This is a genomic window from Streptomyces sp. NPDC059169, from assembly GCF_042755225.1.
Classification (GTDB): Bacteria; Actinomycetota; Actinomycetes; order Streptomycetales; family Streptomycetaceae; genus Streptomyces.
Genome location: NZ_JBHZCF010000002.1, coordinates 261,863 through 277,693 on the forward strand (window position 1 = coordinate 261,863; position 15,831 = coordinate 277,693).

11 protein-coding genes are annotated in these 15,831 nt (G+C 72.1%); 6 read left to right on the forward strand and 5 right to left on the reverse strand.

Features of this window, described 5'->3' with window-relative positions; genetic code table 11:
- Positions 1–24: 24 nt before the first annotated feature.
- The 5 genes from rbsK to ACFXOM_RS05075 all read right to left on the reverse strand — a co-directional run bounded on the left by rbsK (position 25) and on the right by ACFXOM_RS05075 (position 6,412).
- Positions 25–933, reverse strand: a complete 909-nt coding sequence (gene rbsK / locus ACFXOM_RS05055; RefSeq protein WP_384929884.1) for a ribokinase — start codon at positions 931–933, stop codon at positions 25–27.
- A complete protein-coding gene (locus ACFXOM_RS05060) occupies positions 930–2,504 on the reverse strand; it encodes an ADP-ribosylglycohydrolase family protein (RefSeq protein ID WP_384929882.1) in 1,575 nt (524 codons plus the stop codon). Before ACFXOM_RS05060 ends, rbsK begins: the two co-directional genes overlap by 4 nt.
- A complete protein-coding gene (locus ACFXOM_RS05065) occupies positions 2,501–3,670 on the reverse strand; it encodes an ADP-ribosylglycohydrolase family protein (RefSeq protein ID WP_384929879.1) in 1,170 nt (389 codons plus the stop codon). The genes ACFXOM_RS05060 and ACFXOM_RS05065 overlap by 4 nt, the downstream gene beginning before the upstream one ends.
- 421 nt (positions 3,671–4,091) lie before the next feature.
- Positions 4,092–5,411, reverse strand: coding sequence for an ADP-ribosylglycohydrolase family protein (locus tag ACFXOM_RS05070; RefSeq protein ID WP_384944270.1), 1,320 nt, complete (start codon positions 5,409–5,411; stop codon positions 4,092–4,094).
- Positions 5,408–6,412, reverse strand: coding sequence for an ADP-ribosylglycohydrolase family protein (locus ACFXOM_RS05075; protein WP_384929874.1), 1,005 nt, complete (start codon positions 6,410–6,412; stop codon positions 5,408–5,410). The genes ACFXOM_RS05070 and ACFXOM_RS05075 overlap by 4 nt, the downstream gene beginning before the upstream one ends.
- 218 nt (positions 6,413–6,630) lie before the next feature.
- Between ACFXOM_RS05075 and ACFXOM_RS05080 the strand changes: the two genes are divergently transcribed.
- The 6 genes from ACFXOM_RS05080 to ACFXOM_RS05105 all read left to right on the forward strand — a co-directional run bounded on the left by ACFXOM_RS05080 (position 6,631) and on the right by ACFXOM_RS05105 (position 15,810).
- Positions 6,631–7,359, forward strand: a complete 729-nt coding sequence (locus ACFXOM_RS05080; protein ID WP_384929872.1) for a VIT1/CCC1 transporter family protein — start codon at positions 6,631–6,633, stop codon at positions 7,357–7,359.
- A gap of 394 nt (positions 7,360–7,753) precedes the next feature.
- A complete protein-coding gene (gene gltB, locus ACFXOM_RS05085; RefSeq protein WP_385036958.1) occupies positions 7,754–12,331 on the forward strand; it encodes a glutamate synthase large subunit in 4,578 nt (1,525 codons plus the stop codon).
- Positions 12,324–13,784, forward strand: coding sequence for a glutamate synthase subunit beta (locus tag ACFXOM_RS05090; RefSeq protein ID WP_384929867.1), 1,461 nt, complete (start codon positions 12,324–12,326; stop codon positions 13,782–13,784). The genes gltB and ACFXOM_RS05090 overlap by 8 nt, the downstream gene beginning before the upstream one ends.
- A 220-nt stretch (positions 13,785–14,004) precedes the next feature.
- Positions 14,005–14,835: a Scr1 family TA system antitoxin-like transcriptional regulator gene (locus ACFXOM_RS05095; protein WP_384929865.1), complete on the forward strand. Its 831-nt coding sequence runs from the start codon at positions 14,005–14,007 to the stop codon at positions 14,833–14,835.
- Positions 14,832–15,044 (forward strand): DUF397 domain-containing protein, encoded by a 213-nt coding sequence (locus tag ACFXOM_RS05100; RefSeq protein ID WP_385036959.1) that lies wholly within the window; start codon positions 14,832–14,834, stop codon positions 15,042–15,044. The genes ACFXOM_RS05095 and ACFXOM_RS05100 overlap by 4 nt, the downstream gene beginning before the upstream one ends.
- Positions 15,045–15,087: 43 nt before the next feature.
- The gene (locus ACFXOM_RS05105) at positions 15,088–15,810 is read left to right on the forward strand and encodes a VWA domain-containing protein (RefSeq protein WP_384929859.1); all 723 of its coding nucleotides are present in this window, start codon (positions 15,088–15,090) and stop codon (positions 15,808–15,810) included.
- Positions 15,811–15,831: the final 21 nt, after the last annotated feature.

Here is a 15,831-nt window from a genome sequence, read left to right on the forward strand (position 1 = left end):
GTACGCGTGCGACAGGGCGGTCGGTCACGGGCCGGCCGGGGTGGTCTCCGGTCCCGCGTCGATCTCCGCGCGGTACGGCATGGCGGAGGAGGCCCCCGGGCGCTGGACGGAGAGCGCCGCCGCCGCGGAGGCCCAGGCCAGCGCGGCGGTCATCGGTCTGCCTTCGACGACCGCCACCGCGAGGGCACCGACGAAGGTGTCCCCCGCGCCGGTCGTGTCGACGGCGCGGACCCGTGGCGCGGGGGTCGTGACGGGCTCGGCGTCGCGGGCGGCGTACAGGCTGCCCGCGGCCCCGAGGGTGATCACCACCTCCGGCACCTGGCGGAGCAGCGCCTCGGCGGCGGCGTGCGGGTCGGCGGTGCCGGCGAGCACGGCGGCCTCGTGCTCGTTGGGGACCAACAGATCGGTGGCGGCGAGCAGTTCCCGGGGCAGTGGCTGGGCGGGGGCCGGGGTCAGGACGGTCCGCACGCCGTGGCGGCGGGCGGCTTCCGCCCCGGCGAGCACGCCGCTCAGGGGGAGTTCGAGCTGCAGGAGGAGCGCGTCGGCGGTGGCGATGAGGGTCTCGTCGCCGGGGGTCAGATGGTCGACGGTGCCGTTCGCACCGGGAATCACGACGATCGCGTTGTGCCCTTCGTCGTCCACGACGATGTGCGCCGTGCCCGAAGGGCCTTCGACGGTGCGCAACAGGTCGATGTCCACCGCGGAGTGGTCGAGCACCTCCCGGAGGCGTGCGCCGAAGTCGTCCGCGCCGACGGCACCGATCATCGCGACGTCACCGCCGGCCCGCGCCGCGGCGATCGCCTGGTTGGCGCCCTTGCCCCCCGGGACCGTGCGGAACTCGCGTCCCGTCACCGTCTCCCCGCGCTGCGGGGCCCGCGCGACGTAGACGACGAGGTCCATGTTCGTACTGCCGAGCACGACGATGCCGGTCATGGGCGTGGATCCTCCGGAAGGGCGACGTGGGCGTGGGTGATGCGGGCGAGGGCGTCGAAGCCGATGCCGTCGAACGGGCCGACGGTGCTGGCGAGGCGGTTCCTCAGCGGGGCGGTCCACCGCGTGGGCAACCGGTCCGGGTGTCCGGCGAGCAGCCCGGTGAGCGAACCGGCCGTGGCGCCGTTGGAGTCGGTGTCCCAGCCGCCCGACACCGCCCGGCAGATCGACCCGGAGAAGTCCCCGTCCGCGTGGGTGAGGGCGGCGGCGAGGAGCGCTGCGTTGGGCACGCAGTGGACCCAGTGGTACGACCCGTAGACGGCGTGCAGCCGGTCCACGACGGTGTCGAAGTCGGCGTGCGCGGTGGCGGTGGCGATCCCCGTCGTCACGGCGTGGGCCAACCGGGACTGCGGCGGCACGACCCGCAGCCCGGTGCGCAGGCACTGGTGTACGTCGGCCCTGCCGCCCGCGGCGTCGGCGAGTGCGGCGGCGACGAACATGGCCGCGTAGACGCCGTTCGAGGTATGGGTCAGGACCGCGTCCCGGTGTGCCTGTCCGGCTGCGGCTGCCGGGTCGCCGGGGTGCGTCCAGCCGTGGACGTCGGCGCGGATCGCGGCGCCGATCCACTCGCGGAACGGGTTGTGGCGGGTGGCCGTCAACGGTGGTTCCAGACCGGCCAGGAGGTTTCGGTAGGCGAGGCGCTCGGCGGTGAAGGTACGGCCGGCCGGGAGCTCGTCGAGCCAGAGCCGGGCGACGTCGGCGGTGCGGAAGGTCGGGCCGTGCCTCTGTAGGAGCAGCAGGGTGAGGAGCGGGTAGTCGAGGTCGTCGTCCTCGGGCATGCCGTCGATGTTCTCGGCGAGGGAAGTGGCCGCGGAGCGGCGGTTCCACGGGTGGGCGCGGAGCAGCGCGTCCGGGACACCGTTCGCGGTGAACCAGCCGGTGAGCGGCCAGTTGCCCGCGGCGCGGGCGAGACGCCGGATGGCGTGCAACGGCAACTTCTCCACCGGCTTGCCGAGCAGGCATCCTGCGGCCCTGCCGAGCCAGGCGGCGTGCAGGCGGTGCAGGAGGGGGTCGTCGGAGGTCGGCGTGGAGCGAGCGCCGTGCACCGTGCCCGTGCGCGTGTCCCCCGTGTCATTGACCCCTGCTACTGCGGTGCCCTGGCGGCCCCGCGTCGCCGGGGCCGGGGGAACCGGAGGACCGCCCGGGCGGCGCCCGCCCGTACCGTCCCGCGGTGCCGGGTTCGGGGGCGTTGCGTCCGGCCTTCCGCCGGCCGACCCGGTGGCCGGATCGGGCCAGTGGGGGCAGGCTTCGCGGATCCGTGCCAGTGACGTGGGCTCCCGGGCGGTCAAGGGGCTGGTCAGGGCGGCCAGTTCGTCCAGCAGCCGAATCGCCAGCTCGCGCAGCTCGGGGGCCGCCGCCAGCGGGGACGCGCCCGCCGCGTCCGGGGCCGGGGGACCGCCTGCGGCACGCCAGCGGCGCGCGACGTCCGTGGTGTCCCGGCCGTCCTCGGTCGCCTGCCGCAGCTCGTGGCCGACCAGGTCCTCGGGCTGGACCCAGGTGAGCCGGAGGTTCACCGGGTGTCCGTCAGCCGGGCGAAGTCCGACTCGTGGGCGCGGCGGCGCGCCAGGTCGCGGGCGAACACCTCGTGGGCGACGTCGGTGAGCGTCCGCGCCGGGGCGTGCAGATCGAGACGGCTGGCGTCGGCGACCGTCTTGACCCAGTCGGACGGGATCGGACCCTCCCCGTGCAGTGCGCCTGCGATCGCCCCGGACATCGTGGCGATGGAGTCGCAGTCGCGCCCGTAGTTCACGGAGCCGAGCACCGTGCGCCGGTAGTCGCCCTCACCGACGAGCAGCATGCCCAGGGCGACCGGGAGTTCTTCGACGGAGTGCAGCCGGGACGGGCGGCGGGCGCCGAGGCCGGGTGCGCGGTAGTCGGGGCCGACCGTGTCGAAGGGCGCGACCGCCGCCCGGAGGGGCCCGAGGGCGGAGGCGAAGTCGTCGTACCGCACGGCGGCTTCGGCCACAGCCTCGACAGCCGAACGGGTGCCGTCCTTGGCCAGGGCCAGGCAGGTGTCGATGACCGTGGAGGGTGTCGCCCCGGGCCGGCACGCCGCGGCCACCGCCGCCGCGAACACCCCTGCTGCTTCCCGGCCGTAGCTGGACTGGTGGGCACCCGCGACGTCCACCGCCTCGGCGTACGCCGCCTCCGGATGGGCGGCGTTGACCAGCCCGACGGGTGCCATGTACATCGCGGCACCGCAGTTGACGATGTTCCCGGTGCCCGCCTCGCGGGGGTCGACGTGGCCGTAGTGGAGGCGGGTGACCAGCCACTTCTCCGCGAGGAAGATCCGCTGGAGGGGGAGCGCCTCCGCCTCCAGCTCGGGGATCCAGCGCGGGGTGGAGATCAGGTCGGGTACGAGGTGGTCCGCGACGGCGTACGCGTCCAAGTGGTCCCGGACGGTGCCGTAGACCCGCACCAGGGCGTGCGTCATCAGGGTGTCGTCGGTGACGTGCCCGTCACCCTTGTGGTACGGCGCCAGGGGGCGGGCGGTGCGCCAGGCGTCGCCGTGCCAGGGCCCCACGACGCCGTGGACGTGACCGCCGTGCCGTTCCGCGATCTGCTCAGGGGCGTACCCCTCGACGGGGCCGCCGAGCGCGTCGCCGACCGCCGCACCGACGAGGCAGCCCGCGATCCGGTCCTCCAGCGTCGTGACCGTCGTGCGTGCCGAGAATGTCATGCCGGAATTGTCCACCCCGGTGGGGCGCGAACGGCGAACCCTGCGCCGGGGATTCGGAAGTGACGGCGTGACGCCCACGCGGGGAGTGCCCGACGGCGGTACGAGCGGCCCGCGACCGCCCGCCCGGGGGGCGGAACCGTCGCCCCCCGGGCCGGTCATCCGAGTGCGCGCCCGGCCGTCCGACGGCACCGGCCCCCCGATGAGCGGCGGTGCGCCCGCAGTCCCGGGCGGACGCCCCGCGCCGCGCGGCGGAGGCTGGTTCCGTGAGGGTCGCTACGACCGTCGTACGGTCACTCACCGGGGGCGGTGGATCCGCGGAGCGGTCCGAGCCCGCGCCGGCGACGAACGCTCGCCGGCTCGCCGCGCACCCGTTGCGGAGCCAAACGGCCACCGGGCCGGTGCGCCCGATCCGTCGGACGCCTCACCCCTTCTCCACACGGGGGGACAGGGCCCGGGACAGCAGTACCGCGAGTTCGACCAGGTCGGTTCCGGCGAGGCGGGGGAGCGTACAGCCGGCGAGGGTCCGGCAGGCGTCGCGCCAGGCGGTGGGCACGGCGGTGCCGCCGGCCAGCGCGCCGGTCAGGGCTCCCGCGAGGGCGGGCGCCGAGTCGGCGACCCGGGACAGGCAGGCGGCTGCGGGGATCGCACCCGTCACCCGGCCCCGCGCGGCGGTGGCGAGGGCGAGGGCCACGGGGACGGTCTCCGCCGCCGCGATGCCGTAGCTGTAGACGTGGTCGACGATCTGGTGCTCCAGCAGGGGGACGAGGGAGAAGGCGTCCTCCGCGTCCAGGGCGAGCGTGACCGCGTGGCGCGCGTTCCGCCCGATCTCGGTGGTCTCCGGGAGCTGGGCGAGCGCGGCGTCGACCGCTACGCCGACGGGTGCACCGGCGAGCGCGGTGGCGACGGCGGCGGCCATGGCGCGCGCCCCGTGCACTCCGTCGCCGTCCTGGGTGTAGCGGGCGTCGAACTCCGCGAGGTCTGCGGCGGCCCGGGGTTCTCCGGGGTGGGCGACGGCCAGGACGACGGCGCGGATGCAGGCGGCGTCGTCGAAGTAGTGCGGGTTGTCGTGGCCGGTGGCGGGCGGGCGCAGCCCGGTGGCCAGGTTGCCGAGTCCGGCGCGTACGGAGATGCGGGCGCGCAGCGGGAGGACGGCGGACTCGACCTCGGGGGCGCGGGCCGCCGCGGCGGCGACCTCACCGGCGAGGGAGTTCCAGGCGAGGTCGACCGCGACCCGAAGCCGGCGTCCGAGGTCCGGTCCGGCGGCGTGGTCGCCGGCCGCGGTCAGGACGGACTCGGCGGCGAAGGCGGCCCACTCGGCGTCGTCGGCGGGCCCGAGCCGCAGGGGCTCCGGGGGCTGGTTGAGGGCGATCGGGACGGGGAGGGTGGTGGTGGCGTTCTGCTCGGCGAAGGTGTCGAGCTCGCGGGTGAGGCGCCGGGTCCACTCGGGCATGCGCGCGGCGCGGTGCCGTGCGGCGGGCCATCCGGCGGCGTCTCCCGCTGCCAGGCCGAGGAGCAGTCCCTCGATGCGCGTGCGGGACGGGCCGGTCGGGGGGCGCCCGGCGCGCCGCGCGGTGTGGTCCGTGTGCTCCGCATGCACGGTTTCGCGCTCCCGGTGGGCGTCACCGCCGGGTCGGACACCACCCTCCCATCCGGGCGGCGCGAGGTCGGGCGGGGAGACCGGGGGGCCGGGTGCGGGCTGCGTCGGGGTGTTCCCCGCGGAATCGAGGGGGCGCGGCGTCATGAGGGGACCTCGGTGTCGTCGTACGGGGTGAGGAGATCCGCGATGTCGAGGACGTGGTAGCCGCGCATCGAGGGTAGGCAGCTGCCGCGGACCGGACCGATCGCGTCGGCCCATTCCTCCGGGATGGCCGACGCCCCGGACATGGCTCCGGAGAGTGCGCCGGCGACCGCCGCGGTGGTGTCCGCGTCCCGCCCCATGTTGACCGCGGTGAGCACGGAAGCCCGGAAGTCACCGCGGGCCGCCGCGAAAGCACCGAAGGCGAGTCCCACCGCCTCCGGTGCGAGGTCCGTCCAGGGGTAGCCGCCGATGACGACTGCGGAGCGGACCGTGCGTTCACGGGCGAGCGGGTCGGACCGTCCCCCGTCGTCACTGCCCGCGGCGACGACCGCTCGGCGCATCGAGCGCGCGGTCCAGGAATCCATCGGGACGACCGAGAGCGCGGCGCCGATGACCCCGGCGGGTCCCGCGCCCGCCATCGCCGCGGCCACCCCGGCCGCCACGGCCTGGCCACCGTAGATCCCCTCCCCGTCGTGGCTGACGCAACCGTCGATGGCCACCAGCCGGGCCGCCTCGTCGGGGCGCCCCGCGGCGAAGACCCCGAAGGGCGCCGCCCGCATGGCGAGCCCGTCGCTCCACGCGTGCCGGTGCTGGGCGGTGATGGGTGCCGCCAGCCCTCGGCGGAGGTTCTCCAGCGTGCCCCGTTCGCTGAATCCCGCGCCCCGGAACGGACCTTCGTCGAGGTCGGCGATCCAGTGGTGCCACGCCTTCTCGACGTGCGCGACGGTCAGCGCCGATCCGTGCCGGGCGAGCAGCAGGCCCGAGAAGATCGCGTACTCCGTATCGTCGGTACCCGCCGGGCTGTCGGTCACGAAGCCCTCGATACGCCCCCAGCGGTGGCGGATCTCGGAGGGGCGCATGTTCTCCGCGGGGGCCCCGAGCGCGTCGCCCACCGCCAGCCCGAGGAGCGCGCCGCGGGCCCGATCGCATGCAGTCCCGTCCAATGCGTCACCCCTTCGTGCGGTGCTCGCCCCAGAGGGCTTGATTCCTGGATCCCTGCCACGCGGGGCGTCCGGTGCGGCGGTCGAAGCAGTCGTGTCACCCGCCTGCCACCAGGTAAGTAAAGCCTGCCTTGCTGGCGCGCCCCTTACATCGCGCGTACTTTCGAGGAGATGCAGGGGGAGCGGGGTGTACGAGCCCGCCCGGGAGCCAGGGGAGAGCCGTGTCCATCATCGAAACCGAAGCAACGCTCCACGAGGCGCACCGCGACAATCACACGCACCGCGATGTGAACGGCGGCTGGCTGCGTCCCGCGGTGTTCGGCGCGATGGACGGGCTCGTCTCCAACCTGGCCCTGATGACCGGCGTCGCGGGCGGTTCCGCGTCCCAGCAGATCCTCGTCATCACCGGCCTCGCCGGTCTCGCCGCGGGCGCGTTCTCCATGGCGGCCGGCGAGTACACCTCCGTGGCCAGCCAGCGCGAGCTGGTCCAGGCGGAACTGGACGTCGAGCGTCGCGAGTTGCGCAAGCACCCGGTCGACGAGATGGAAGAGCTGGCCGCGCTCTACGTGGCTCGCGGGGTGGAGCCCGAGCTGGCCCGCGAGGTGGCCATGCAGCTCTCGCGGGACCCCGACCAGGCGCTGGAGATCCATGCGCGCGAGGAGCTCGGCATCGACCCGGACGACCTCCCGTCGCCCGTCGTAGCAGCCGTGTCGTCCTTCGGTTCGTTCGCGCTGGGCGCGCTGGTGCCCGTGCTGCCGTACCTGTGCGGTGCGACCGCCCTGTGGCCCGCGGTCCTGCTGGCGCTGCTGGGCCTCTTCGCCTGCGGCGCGCTGGTGGCCAAGGTGACCGCGCGCGGCTGGTGGTTCAGCGGCCTTCGGCAACTCGTCCTGGGCGGCGCCGCGGCGGCCGTCACCTACGGCATCGGAGCGCTCATCGGTGCGGCGGTCTGACCGTCCCGCGCCGGCCGCACCCGCACGGCAGCCCCCGGGCCTTTGGGCCCGGGGGCTGTGACGTACGTCCCGGTGCCGAATCGCCCGCCGGGTGGGACACTATGCAGGGCGCCACATGAGTAGTTGTAACTCCGTGGTTTCGATTCCTTAACCAGCGGGAATCAGCCACAAGCGCCCAGGCAATGACGCCTGCTCTGCAAGGCTCCGGCGGATGTGATCCTTCCGTCCGTGCCACCTACACCATCACCGGACCGCTGACCTGCGGTGTCCGCATGTTGGAATGGGCTATCCGGTTCCCGAGAAGCATTCCATCATGTAACCTGCACGAAATTTTGCGGAGGGCCAACGTCGTCCCTCTGGCACTCGATATGCCACGACGACGACGGGAGAGCCGATGCGTTTCGACGCCTGGTCGCCCATGGACGGTCGCCCCGCCCCGCAGGGGATGTACGACCCCCGTAACGAGCACGACGCCTGCGGCGTCGGGTTCGTGGCTACCCTCACCGGTGTTGCCAGCCACGAGCTGGTCGAGCAGGCGTTGACCGTACTGCGCAACCTGGAGCACCGCGGCGCCACCGGCTCCGAGCCCGACTCGGGCGACGGTGCCGGAATCCTGCTTCAGGTCCCCGACGCCTTCCTCCGCGAAGAGGCCGGTTTCGAGCTTCCCGAGGCCGGCTCGTACGCCGTCGGCATCGCCTTCGTCCCCGAGGCCGCCCAGGACGAGGCCGTCTCACGGATCGAGACGATCGCCGCCGAAGAAGGGCTGGACGTCCTCGGCTGGCGCGACGTGCCCGTCGCCCCCGAGCTGCTCGGCGCCACGGCCCGCTCGACCATGCCGGTCTTCCGTCAGCTCTTCGTGGCCGACGGCTCCGGGGAGGCGCTCAGCGGCATCGCCCTCGACCGAAAGGCGTTCGTGCTGCGCAAGCGCGCCGAACGCGAGGCCGGGGTGTACTTCCCGTCGCTGTCCGCACGCACCATCGTCTACAAGGGAATGCTGACCACCGGCCAGCTGGAGCCCTTCTTCCCGGACCTGTCGGACCGCCGCTTCGCCACCGCCGTGGCCCTGGTCCACTCCCGGTTCTCCACCAACACGTTCCCGAGCTGGCCGCTCGCGCACCCCTACCGCTTCGTCGCCCACAACGGTGAGATCAACACGGTCAAGGGCAACCGCAACTGGATGCGCGCCCGCGAGTCCCAGCTCCTCAGCGACCTCTTCGGCAACGGAGACAACGGGGACCTCGCGCGGATCTTCCCGGTCTGCACACCGGACGCCTCCGACTCCGCCTCCTTCGACGAGGTCCTGGAACTGCTCCACCTCGGCGGCCGCTCGCTCCCGCACAGCGTGCTCATGATGGTCCCCGAGGCGTGGGAGAACCACGACTCCATGGACCCGGCCCGCCGCGCCTTCTACCAGTACCACTCCACGATGATGGAGCCCTGGGACGGCCCGGCCTGCGTCACCTTCACCGACGGCGTCCAGGTCGGCGCCGTGCTCGACCGCAACGGTCTGCGCCCGGGCCGCTACTGGGTCACCGACGACGGCCTCGTCGTGCTCTCCTCCGAGGTCGGCGTCCTCGACATCGATCCCGCCAAGGTCGTCCGCAAGGGCCGCCTCCAGCCCGGCCGGATGTTCCTCGTCGACACCGCCGAGCACCGCATCATCGAGGACGACGAGATCAAGGCCACCCTCGCCGCCGAGCAGCCCTACCAGGAGTGGCTGGAGGCCGGGATCATCGAGCTCGAGGACCTTCCCGAGCGCGAGCACATCGTCCACACCCACGCCTCGGTCACCCGTCGCCAGCAGACCTTCGGCTACACCGAGGAGGAGCTCCGCGTCCTCCTCGCCCCGATGGCCCGCACCGGCGCCGAACCGATCGGCTCCATGGGCACGGACTCCCCGATCGCGGCGCTCTCCGAGCGCCCGCGGCTGCTGTTCGACTACTTCACCCAGCTGTTCGCGCAGGTCACCAACCCGCCGTTGGACGCCATCCGCGAGGAGCTCGTCACCTCGCTGATCTCCTCGCTGGGCCCCGAGGGCAACCTGCTGGACCCCAACGCGGCCTCCTGCCGGTCGGTCACGCTGCCCTTCCCGGTCATCGACAACGACGAGCTGGCCAAGCTCATCCACATCAATGCCGACGGCGACATGCCCGGGATGAAGGCCGCGACCCTCTCGGGCCTCTACCGGGTCTCCGGCGGTGGTGACGCCCTCGCCGCACGCATCGAGGAGATCTGCGCCGAGGCCGACGACGCCATCGAGAGCGGTGTCCGGCTGATCGTGCTCTCCGATCGGCACTCCGACGCCGAGCACGCGCCCATCCCGTCCCTGCTGCTCACCGCAGCCGTCCACCACCACCTCATCCGCACCAAGCAGCGCACCCAGGTGGGCCTGCTCGTCGAGGCCGGTGACGTCCGCGAGGTGCACCACGTCGCGCTGCTCATCGGCTACGGCGCGGCGGCCGTCAACCCGTACCTGGCGATGGAGTCCGTCGAGGACCTGCTGCGCGCCGGCACGTTCATCGACGGGATCGAGCCCGAGCAGGCCATCCGCAACCTGATCAAGGCCCTGGGCAAGGGCGTGCTGAAGGTCATGTCGAAGATGGGCATCTCGACCGTGGCCTCCTACCGCGGCGCCCAGGTCTTCGAAGCCGTCGGCCTCGACGAGGCGTTCGTCGCCGAGTACTTCGACGGCACGGCCACCAAGATCGGCGGCGCCGGCCTCGACGTCGTCGCCAAGGAGGTCGCCGCCCGGCACGCCAAGGCGTACCCGGCCAGCGGCATCGCGCCGGCGCACCGCGCGCTGGAGATCGGCGGCGAGTACCAATGGCGCCGCGAAGGCGAGCCGCACCTCTTCGACCCGGAGACGGTCTTCCGGCTGCAGCACGCCACGCGCAGCAGGCGGTACGACATCTTCAAGAAGTACACGGACCGCGTGAACGAGCAGTCCGAGCGGCTGATGACCCTCCGCGGCATGTTCGGTTTCGCCTCGGACCGCGCGCCGATCTCCATCGACGAGGTCGAGCCGGTCAGCGAGATCGTCAAGCGCTTCTCCACCGGCGCCATGTCGTACGGCTCCATCTCGAAGGAGGCGCACGAGACCCTCGCCATCGCCATGAACCAACTGGGCGGCAAGTCCAACACCGGTGAGGGCGGCGAGGACCCGGAGCGCCTGTACGACCCGGCGCGGCGTTCGTCGATCAAGCAGGTCGCCTCCGGCCGCTTCGGCGTGACGTCCGAGTACCTGGTCAACTCCGACGACATCCAGATCAAGATGGCCCAGGGTGCCAAGCCCGGCGAGGGCGGTCAGCTGCCCGGCCACAAGGTCTACCCGTGGGTCGCCAAGACCCGGCACTCGACGCCGGGCGTCGGTCTGATCTCCCCGCCGCCGCACCACGACATCTACTCCATCGAGGATCTGGCCCAGCTGATCCACGACCTGAAGAACGCCAACCCGGCCGCCCGCATCCACGTGAAGCTGGTGTCCGAGGTCGGTGTCGGCACCGTCGCCGCGGGTGTCTCCAAGGCGCACGCGGACGTCGTCCTCATCTCGGGGCACGACGGCGGTACCGGCGCCTCCCCGCTCACCTCGCTGAAGCACGCCGGTGGCCCCTGGGAGCTCGGCCTCGCCGAGACCCAGCAGACGCTGCTGCTCAACGGCCTGCGGGACCGCATCGTGGTGCAGACCGACGGCCAGCTGAAGACCGGACGGGACGTCGTCATCGCCGCGCTGCTGGGTGCCGAGGAGTTCGGTTTCGCCACCGCGCCGCTGGTCGTCTCCGGCTGCGTGATGATGCGCGTGTGCCACCTGGACACCTGCCCGGTCGGCATCGCCACCCAGAACCCGGTGCTGCGCGAGCGCTTCACCGGCAAGGCCGAATTCGTCGTGAACTTCTTCGAGTTCATCGCCGAAGAGGTCCGCGAGCTGCTGGCCGAGCTGGGCTTCCGCACCCTGCAGGAGGCCGTCGGGCACGCCGAGCTGTTGGACACCGCCCGCGCGGTGAACCACTGGAAGGCGCAGGGCCTGGACCTGGCACCGCTCTTCCACGTCCCCGAGCTGCCCGAGGGCAGCGTCCGCCACCAGCTGGTGGAGCAGGACCACGGCCTGGCGAAGGCGCTCGACAACGAGCTCATCAAGCTGTCCGCGGACGCGCTGGCCGCAGCCTCTGCCGAGGAGGCCCAGCCGGTCCGCGCCCAGATCGCGATCCGCAACATCAACCGGACCGTCGGCACCATGCTCGGGCACGAGGTGACCAAGAAGTTCGGCGGTGCGGGCCTGCCCGACGACACCATCGACATCACCTTCACCGGCTCGGCCGGCCAGTCCTTCGGCGCATTCCTGCCGCGCGGTGTCACGCTGCGACTGGAGGGCGACGCCAACGACTACGTCGGCAAGGGCCTGTCCGGCGGCCGCGTCGTGGTCCGTCCCGACCGGAGCGCCGAGCACCTGGCCGAGTACTCGACCATCGCGGGCAACACCATCGCCTACGGCGCCACCGGCGGCGAACTGTTCCTGCGCGGCCGTACGGGCGAACGCTTCTGCGTCCGCAACTCCGGAGCACTGGTGGTCTCCGAGGGCGTGGGCGACCACGGCTGCGAGTACATGACCGGTGGCCACGCCGTCGTCCTCGGTGGGACCGGTCGCAACTTCGCGGCCGGCATGTCCGGAGGCGTCGCGTACGTGATCGACCTCGACCGGGACAACGTCAACGCCGGCAACGCCGACGCCGTCGAGGCGCTGACCGCCGACGACAAGCAGTGGCTGCACGACGTCGTGCGCCGCCACCACGAGGAGACGGGCTCCACCGTGGCCGAGAAGCTCCTCGCCGACTGGACCGCCTCCGTGGACCGGTTCAGCAAGATCATCCCGACCACCTACAAGGCAGTGCTCGCCGCCAAGGACGCCGCTGAGCTCGCCGGTCTCTCCGAGCGTGAGACCACCGAGAAGATGATGGAGGCGGCGACCAATGGCTGATCCCAAGGGCTTCCTGACCACCGGGCGCGAGGTGGCCGAGACCCGTCCGGTGGGCGAGCGGGTGAAGGACTGGAACGAGGTCTACGTCCCGGGCTCCCTGCTGCCGATCATCAGCAAGCAGGCCGGACGCTGCATGGACTGCGGCATCCCGTTCTGCCACAACGGATGTCCGCTGGGGAACCTGATCCCCGAGTGGAACGACTACGCCTACCGCGAGGACTGGCAGAACGCCAGCGAGCGGCTGCACGCCACCAACAACTTCCCGGAGTTCACGGGCCGGCTGTGCCCCGCTCCCTGCGAGTCGGCGTGCGTGCTCGGCATCAACCAGCCCGCCGTCACCATCAAGAACGTCGAAGTCTCGATCATCGACAAGGCGTGGGACGCGAACGACGTCAAGCCGCAGCCGCCCGAGCGGCTGTCCGGCAAGACGGTAGCGGTCATCGGCTCGGGGCCCGCGGGCCTCGCCGCCGCCCAGCAGCTGACCCGGGCGGGCCACACCGTGGTCGTGTACGAGCGCGCCGACCGCATCGGCGGACTCCTGCGCTACGGCATCCCCGAGTTCAAGATGGAGAAGCGGCACGTCAACCGCCGCATCGAGCAGATGCGCGCGGAGGGCACCAAGTTCCGCACCGGCATCGAGATCGGGCGTGATCTGACGGCGACGGACCTGCGCAAGCGGTTCGACGCGGTCGTCGTCGCCGCCGGCGCCACGACCGCGCGGGACCTGCCGGTGCCGGGCCGCGAACTGAACGGCATCCACCAGGCGATGGAGTACCTGCCGCTCTCCAACAAGGTGGTCGAGGGCGACTTCGTGGCGCCGCCGATCACCGCGGAGGGCAAGCACGTCGTGGTCATCGGCGGTGGTGACACCGGCGCCGACTGCGTCGGCACTGCCCACCGCCAGGGTGCCGCCTCGGTCACGCAGCTGGAGATCATGCCGCGGCCGGGCGACGAGCGGAACCCGGGCCAGCCCTGGCCGACGTTCCCGATGCTCTACAAGGTGACGTCCGCGCACGAGGAGGGCGGCGAGCGGGTCTACTCCGTCTCCACCACCCACTTCGAGGGTGACGAGGACGGCAACGTCCAGTTCCTGCACCTCGTCGAGGTCGAGTTCGTCGACGGCAAGCTGACCCAGAAGCCGGGCACCGAGCGGAAGATCCCCGCCCAGCTGGTCACCCTCGCCATGGGCTTCACCGGCACGGACGTCGAGAACGGTCTCGTCGCCCAGTTCGGCCTGGAGCTGGACGAACGCGGTAACATCGCCCGGGACGGCGACTTCGCGACCAACGTCGACGGTGTCTTCGTGGCCGGTGACGCGGGCCGCGGCCAGTCGTTGATCGTGTGGGCGATCGCCGAGGGCCGCTCGGCGGCGCGCGGCGCGGACCGCTACCTGACGGGCGTGAGCGAGCTGCCCGCGCCGATCCGCCCGACGGACCGTGCCCTGACGGTCTGACCCGGCCGGCGGCCCGTGAGCGGCCGGCCTGACACCTCCATAATCGTCCCGTACAACGGCGTACGGAACAGACGCGGCGCCTGCCCCAGTCCCCGACCGGACCATGGCAGGCGCCGTGGCGTTCGGGGGTGGGAATTCCCCGCGTTCCGCCGCACCGCACCCGCCGACTGGATACGCTCGGTAGTCCGTCCGTGTGCTCTGCGTGAAGGGGGCCTTGCTCATGGCCGAGCCCAGGAACACCGATCCGTACACCGACCCCAGGGCCTTCTACGGGTCCGAGCTGCGGCGTCTGCGCGAAGCGGCGCGGCTGTCCCAGGAGCAACTGGGGGAGCGGGTGTTCTGCTCCGCCACGTACATCGGGCAGTTCGAGAACGCGACCAGGCGACCCCAGTTGGAGATGTCCCAGCATCTCGACGAGGTGCTGGGGAGCGGGGAGCACCTCCAGCGACTGTGCCGCCTCGCCCGCACGACGAAGGTCGCCGACTACTTCGCCGACGCGGCGGAGCTGGAGCGGCAGGCCAAGATGATCTGCGAGTACGCGCCTGTGCTGGTGCCGGGACTGCTGCAGACGGAGGCGTACGCGCGGTCCATTACACGGACGGCGACGCCGTTCGCGACGCAGGAGAGCGTGGAGGAACGCGTCCGGGCGCGGATGGATCGACAGCGGATCCTGGAGGATCCCGCTCGCCCCGTGCTGTGGGAGATTGTTCACGAGGGGGCGCTGCGCACTCCGATGGGCGGACCCGAGACGATGCGCGAGCAGCTCCTGCACATCTCCGAACGGGCCCGCAGCCGGCACGTGGTGGTGCAGGTGCTGCCCTTCGCCGCCATGAACGAGGCCTTCATCGACAGCATGATTTCGGTGCTGTCATTCGATGACGGGCCGACGGTCGTCTACACCGAGGGCGCGGGCAGTGGGCAGCTCATCGACGATCCCGCACTGGTCGAGCACTGCCAGAGGTCATACGATCTCGCCAGGGCCGCCGCACTGTCGCCGATGGCGACCCTCGAACTGCTGGCATCGGTGGCGGAGGACTACGGGAACGCATGAACACCGCACAGGAGTTGAGGCAACCCCGCTGGCGCAAGTCGTCCTACAGCGACGGCACGGGCGGCAATTGCGTGGAGGTCGCCGACGACGTCCCCGGCGTCGTGCCGGTCCGCGACAGCAAGAACCCGCAGGGCCCGGCGCTCGTCTTCGGGGCTGCCGGCTGGGCGGCATTCGTGACCGCCGTCAAGGACCGGGCGCTCGCGGGCTGACGCCCGTCCACCGCGCGGCGGCACGACGAACGGAGAAGGCACCATGGCTGCCATCAGCCTGCGCAAGGTCGAGGAGACCGCCCCGGCCCTCGTCAGCCTCTACAAGAGCGCGGGCGTCTCGCTGGAGAAGCACGGGCTGGGCGGGCAGCGGGCGGCGGTCTACCTGGTCGTGGACTACTCCGGTTCGATGAGGACGTACTACAAGGACGGCAGCGTCCAGGGCCTCGCCGACCGGGTGCTGGGTCTGTCGGCCCACCTCGACGACGACGGATCGGTGCCCGTCGTCTTCTTCTCCACGGACATCGACGCGGAATCGGAGATCGCGCTGGAGGACCACGAGGGCCGGATCGACCGGATCGTGGCCGGTCTCGGGCACATGGGCAGGACGAACTACCACGTGGCGATGGACGCCGTCGTCGACCACTACCTGGACAGCGGAGCAACGGATCCCGCCCTCGTCGTCTTCCAGACCGACGGCGGCCCCAGCAACAGAGCCGCTGCCGAGCGCTATGTCTGCAAGGCCGCCAAGCTGCCGATGTACTGGCAGTTCGTCGGCTTCGGCGATCCGCACAGCAAGCAGTTCGACTTCCTGCGGAAACTGGACGAATTGGCCGTCCCCGCGAAGCGTCCCATCGACAACGCGGGCTTCTTCCACGCGGGCGAGGACCCGCGGCGGGTCTCCGACTCCGAGCTGTACGACCGGCTGGTGTCCGAATTCCCGGTGTGGCTGGAGAACGCCCGCAGGGCGGGACTCGTGCGGTCCTGACGGGGACTGCCTGCCTGCGGT

Excerpts from the sequence above, each read along its gene's own strand:
- rbsK (WP_384929884.1), bottom strand. The coding sequence starts at position 933 with ATGACCGGCATCGTCGTGCTCGGCAGTACGAACATGGACCTCGTCGTC.
- ACFXOM_RS05065 (WP_384929879.1), bottom strand. The coding sequence starts at position 3,670 with ATGACATTCTCGGCACGCACGACGGTCACGACGCTGGAGGACCGGATC.
- ACFXOM_RS05070 (WP_384944270.1), bottom strand. The coding sequence starts at position 5,411 with ATGACGCCGCGCCCCCTCGATTCCGCGGGGAACACCCCGACGCAGCCC.
- gltB (WP_385036958.1), top strand. The coding sequence starts at position 7,754 with ATGCGTTTCGACGCCTGGTCGCCCATGGACGGTCGCCCCGCCCCGCAG.
- ACFXOM_RS05090 (WP_384929867.1), top strand. The coding sequence starts at position 12,324 with ATGGCTGATCCCAAGGGCTTCCTGACCACCGGGCGCGAGGTGGCCGAG.
- ACFXOM_RS05095 (WP_384929865.1), top strand. The coding sequence starts at position 14,005 with ATGGCCGAGCCCAGGAACACCGATCCGTACACCGACCCCAGGGCCTTC.
- ACFXOM_RS05100 (WP_385036959.1), top strand. The coding sequence starts at position 14,832 with ATGAACACCGCACAGGAGTTGAGGCAACCCCGCTGGCGCAAGTCGTCC.
- ACFXOM_RS05105 (WP_384929859.1), top strand. The coding sequence starts at position 15,088 with ATGGCTGCCATCAGCCTGCGCAAGGTCGAGGAGACCGCCCCGGCCCTC.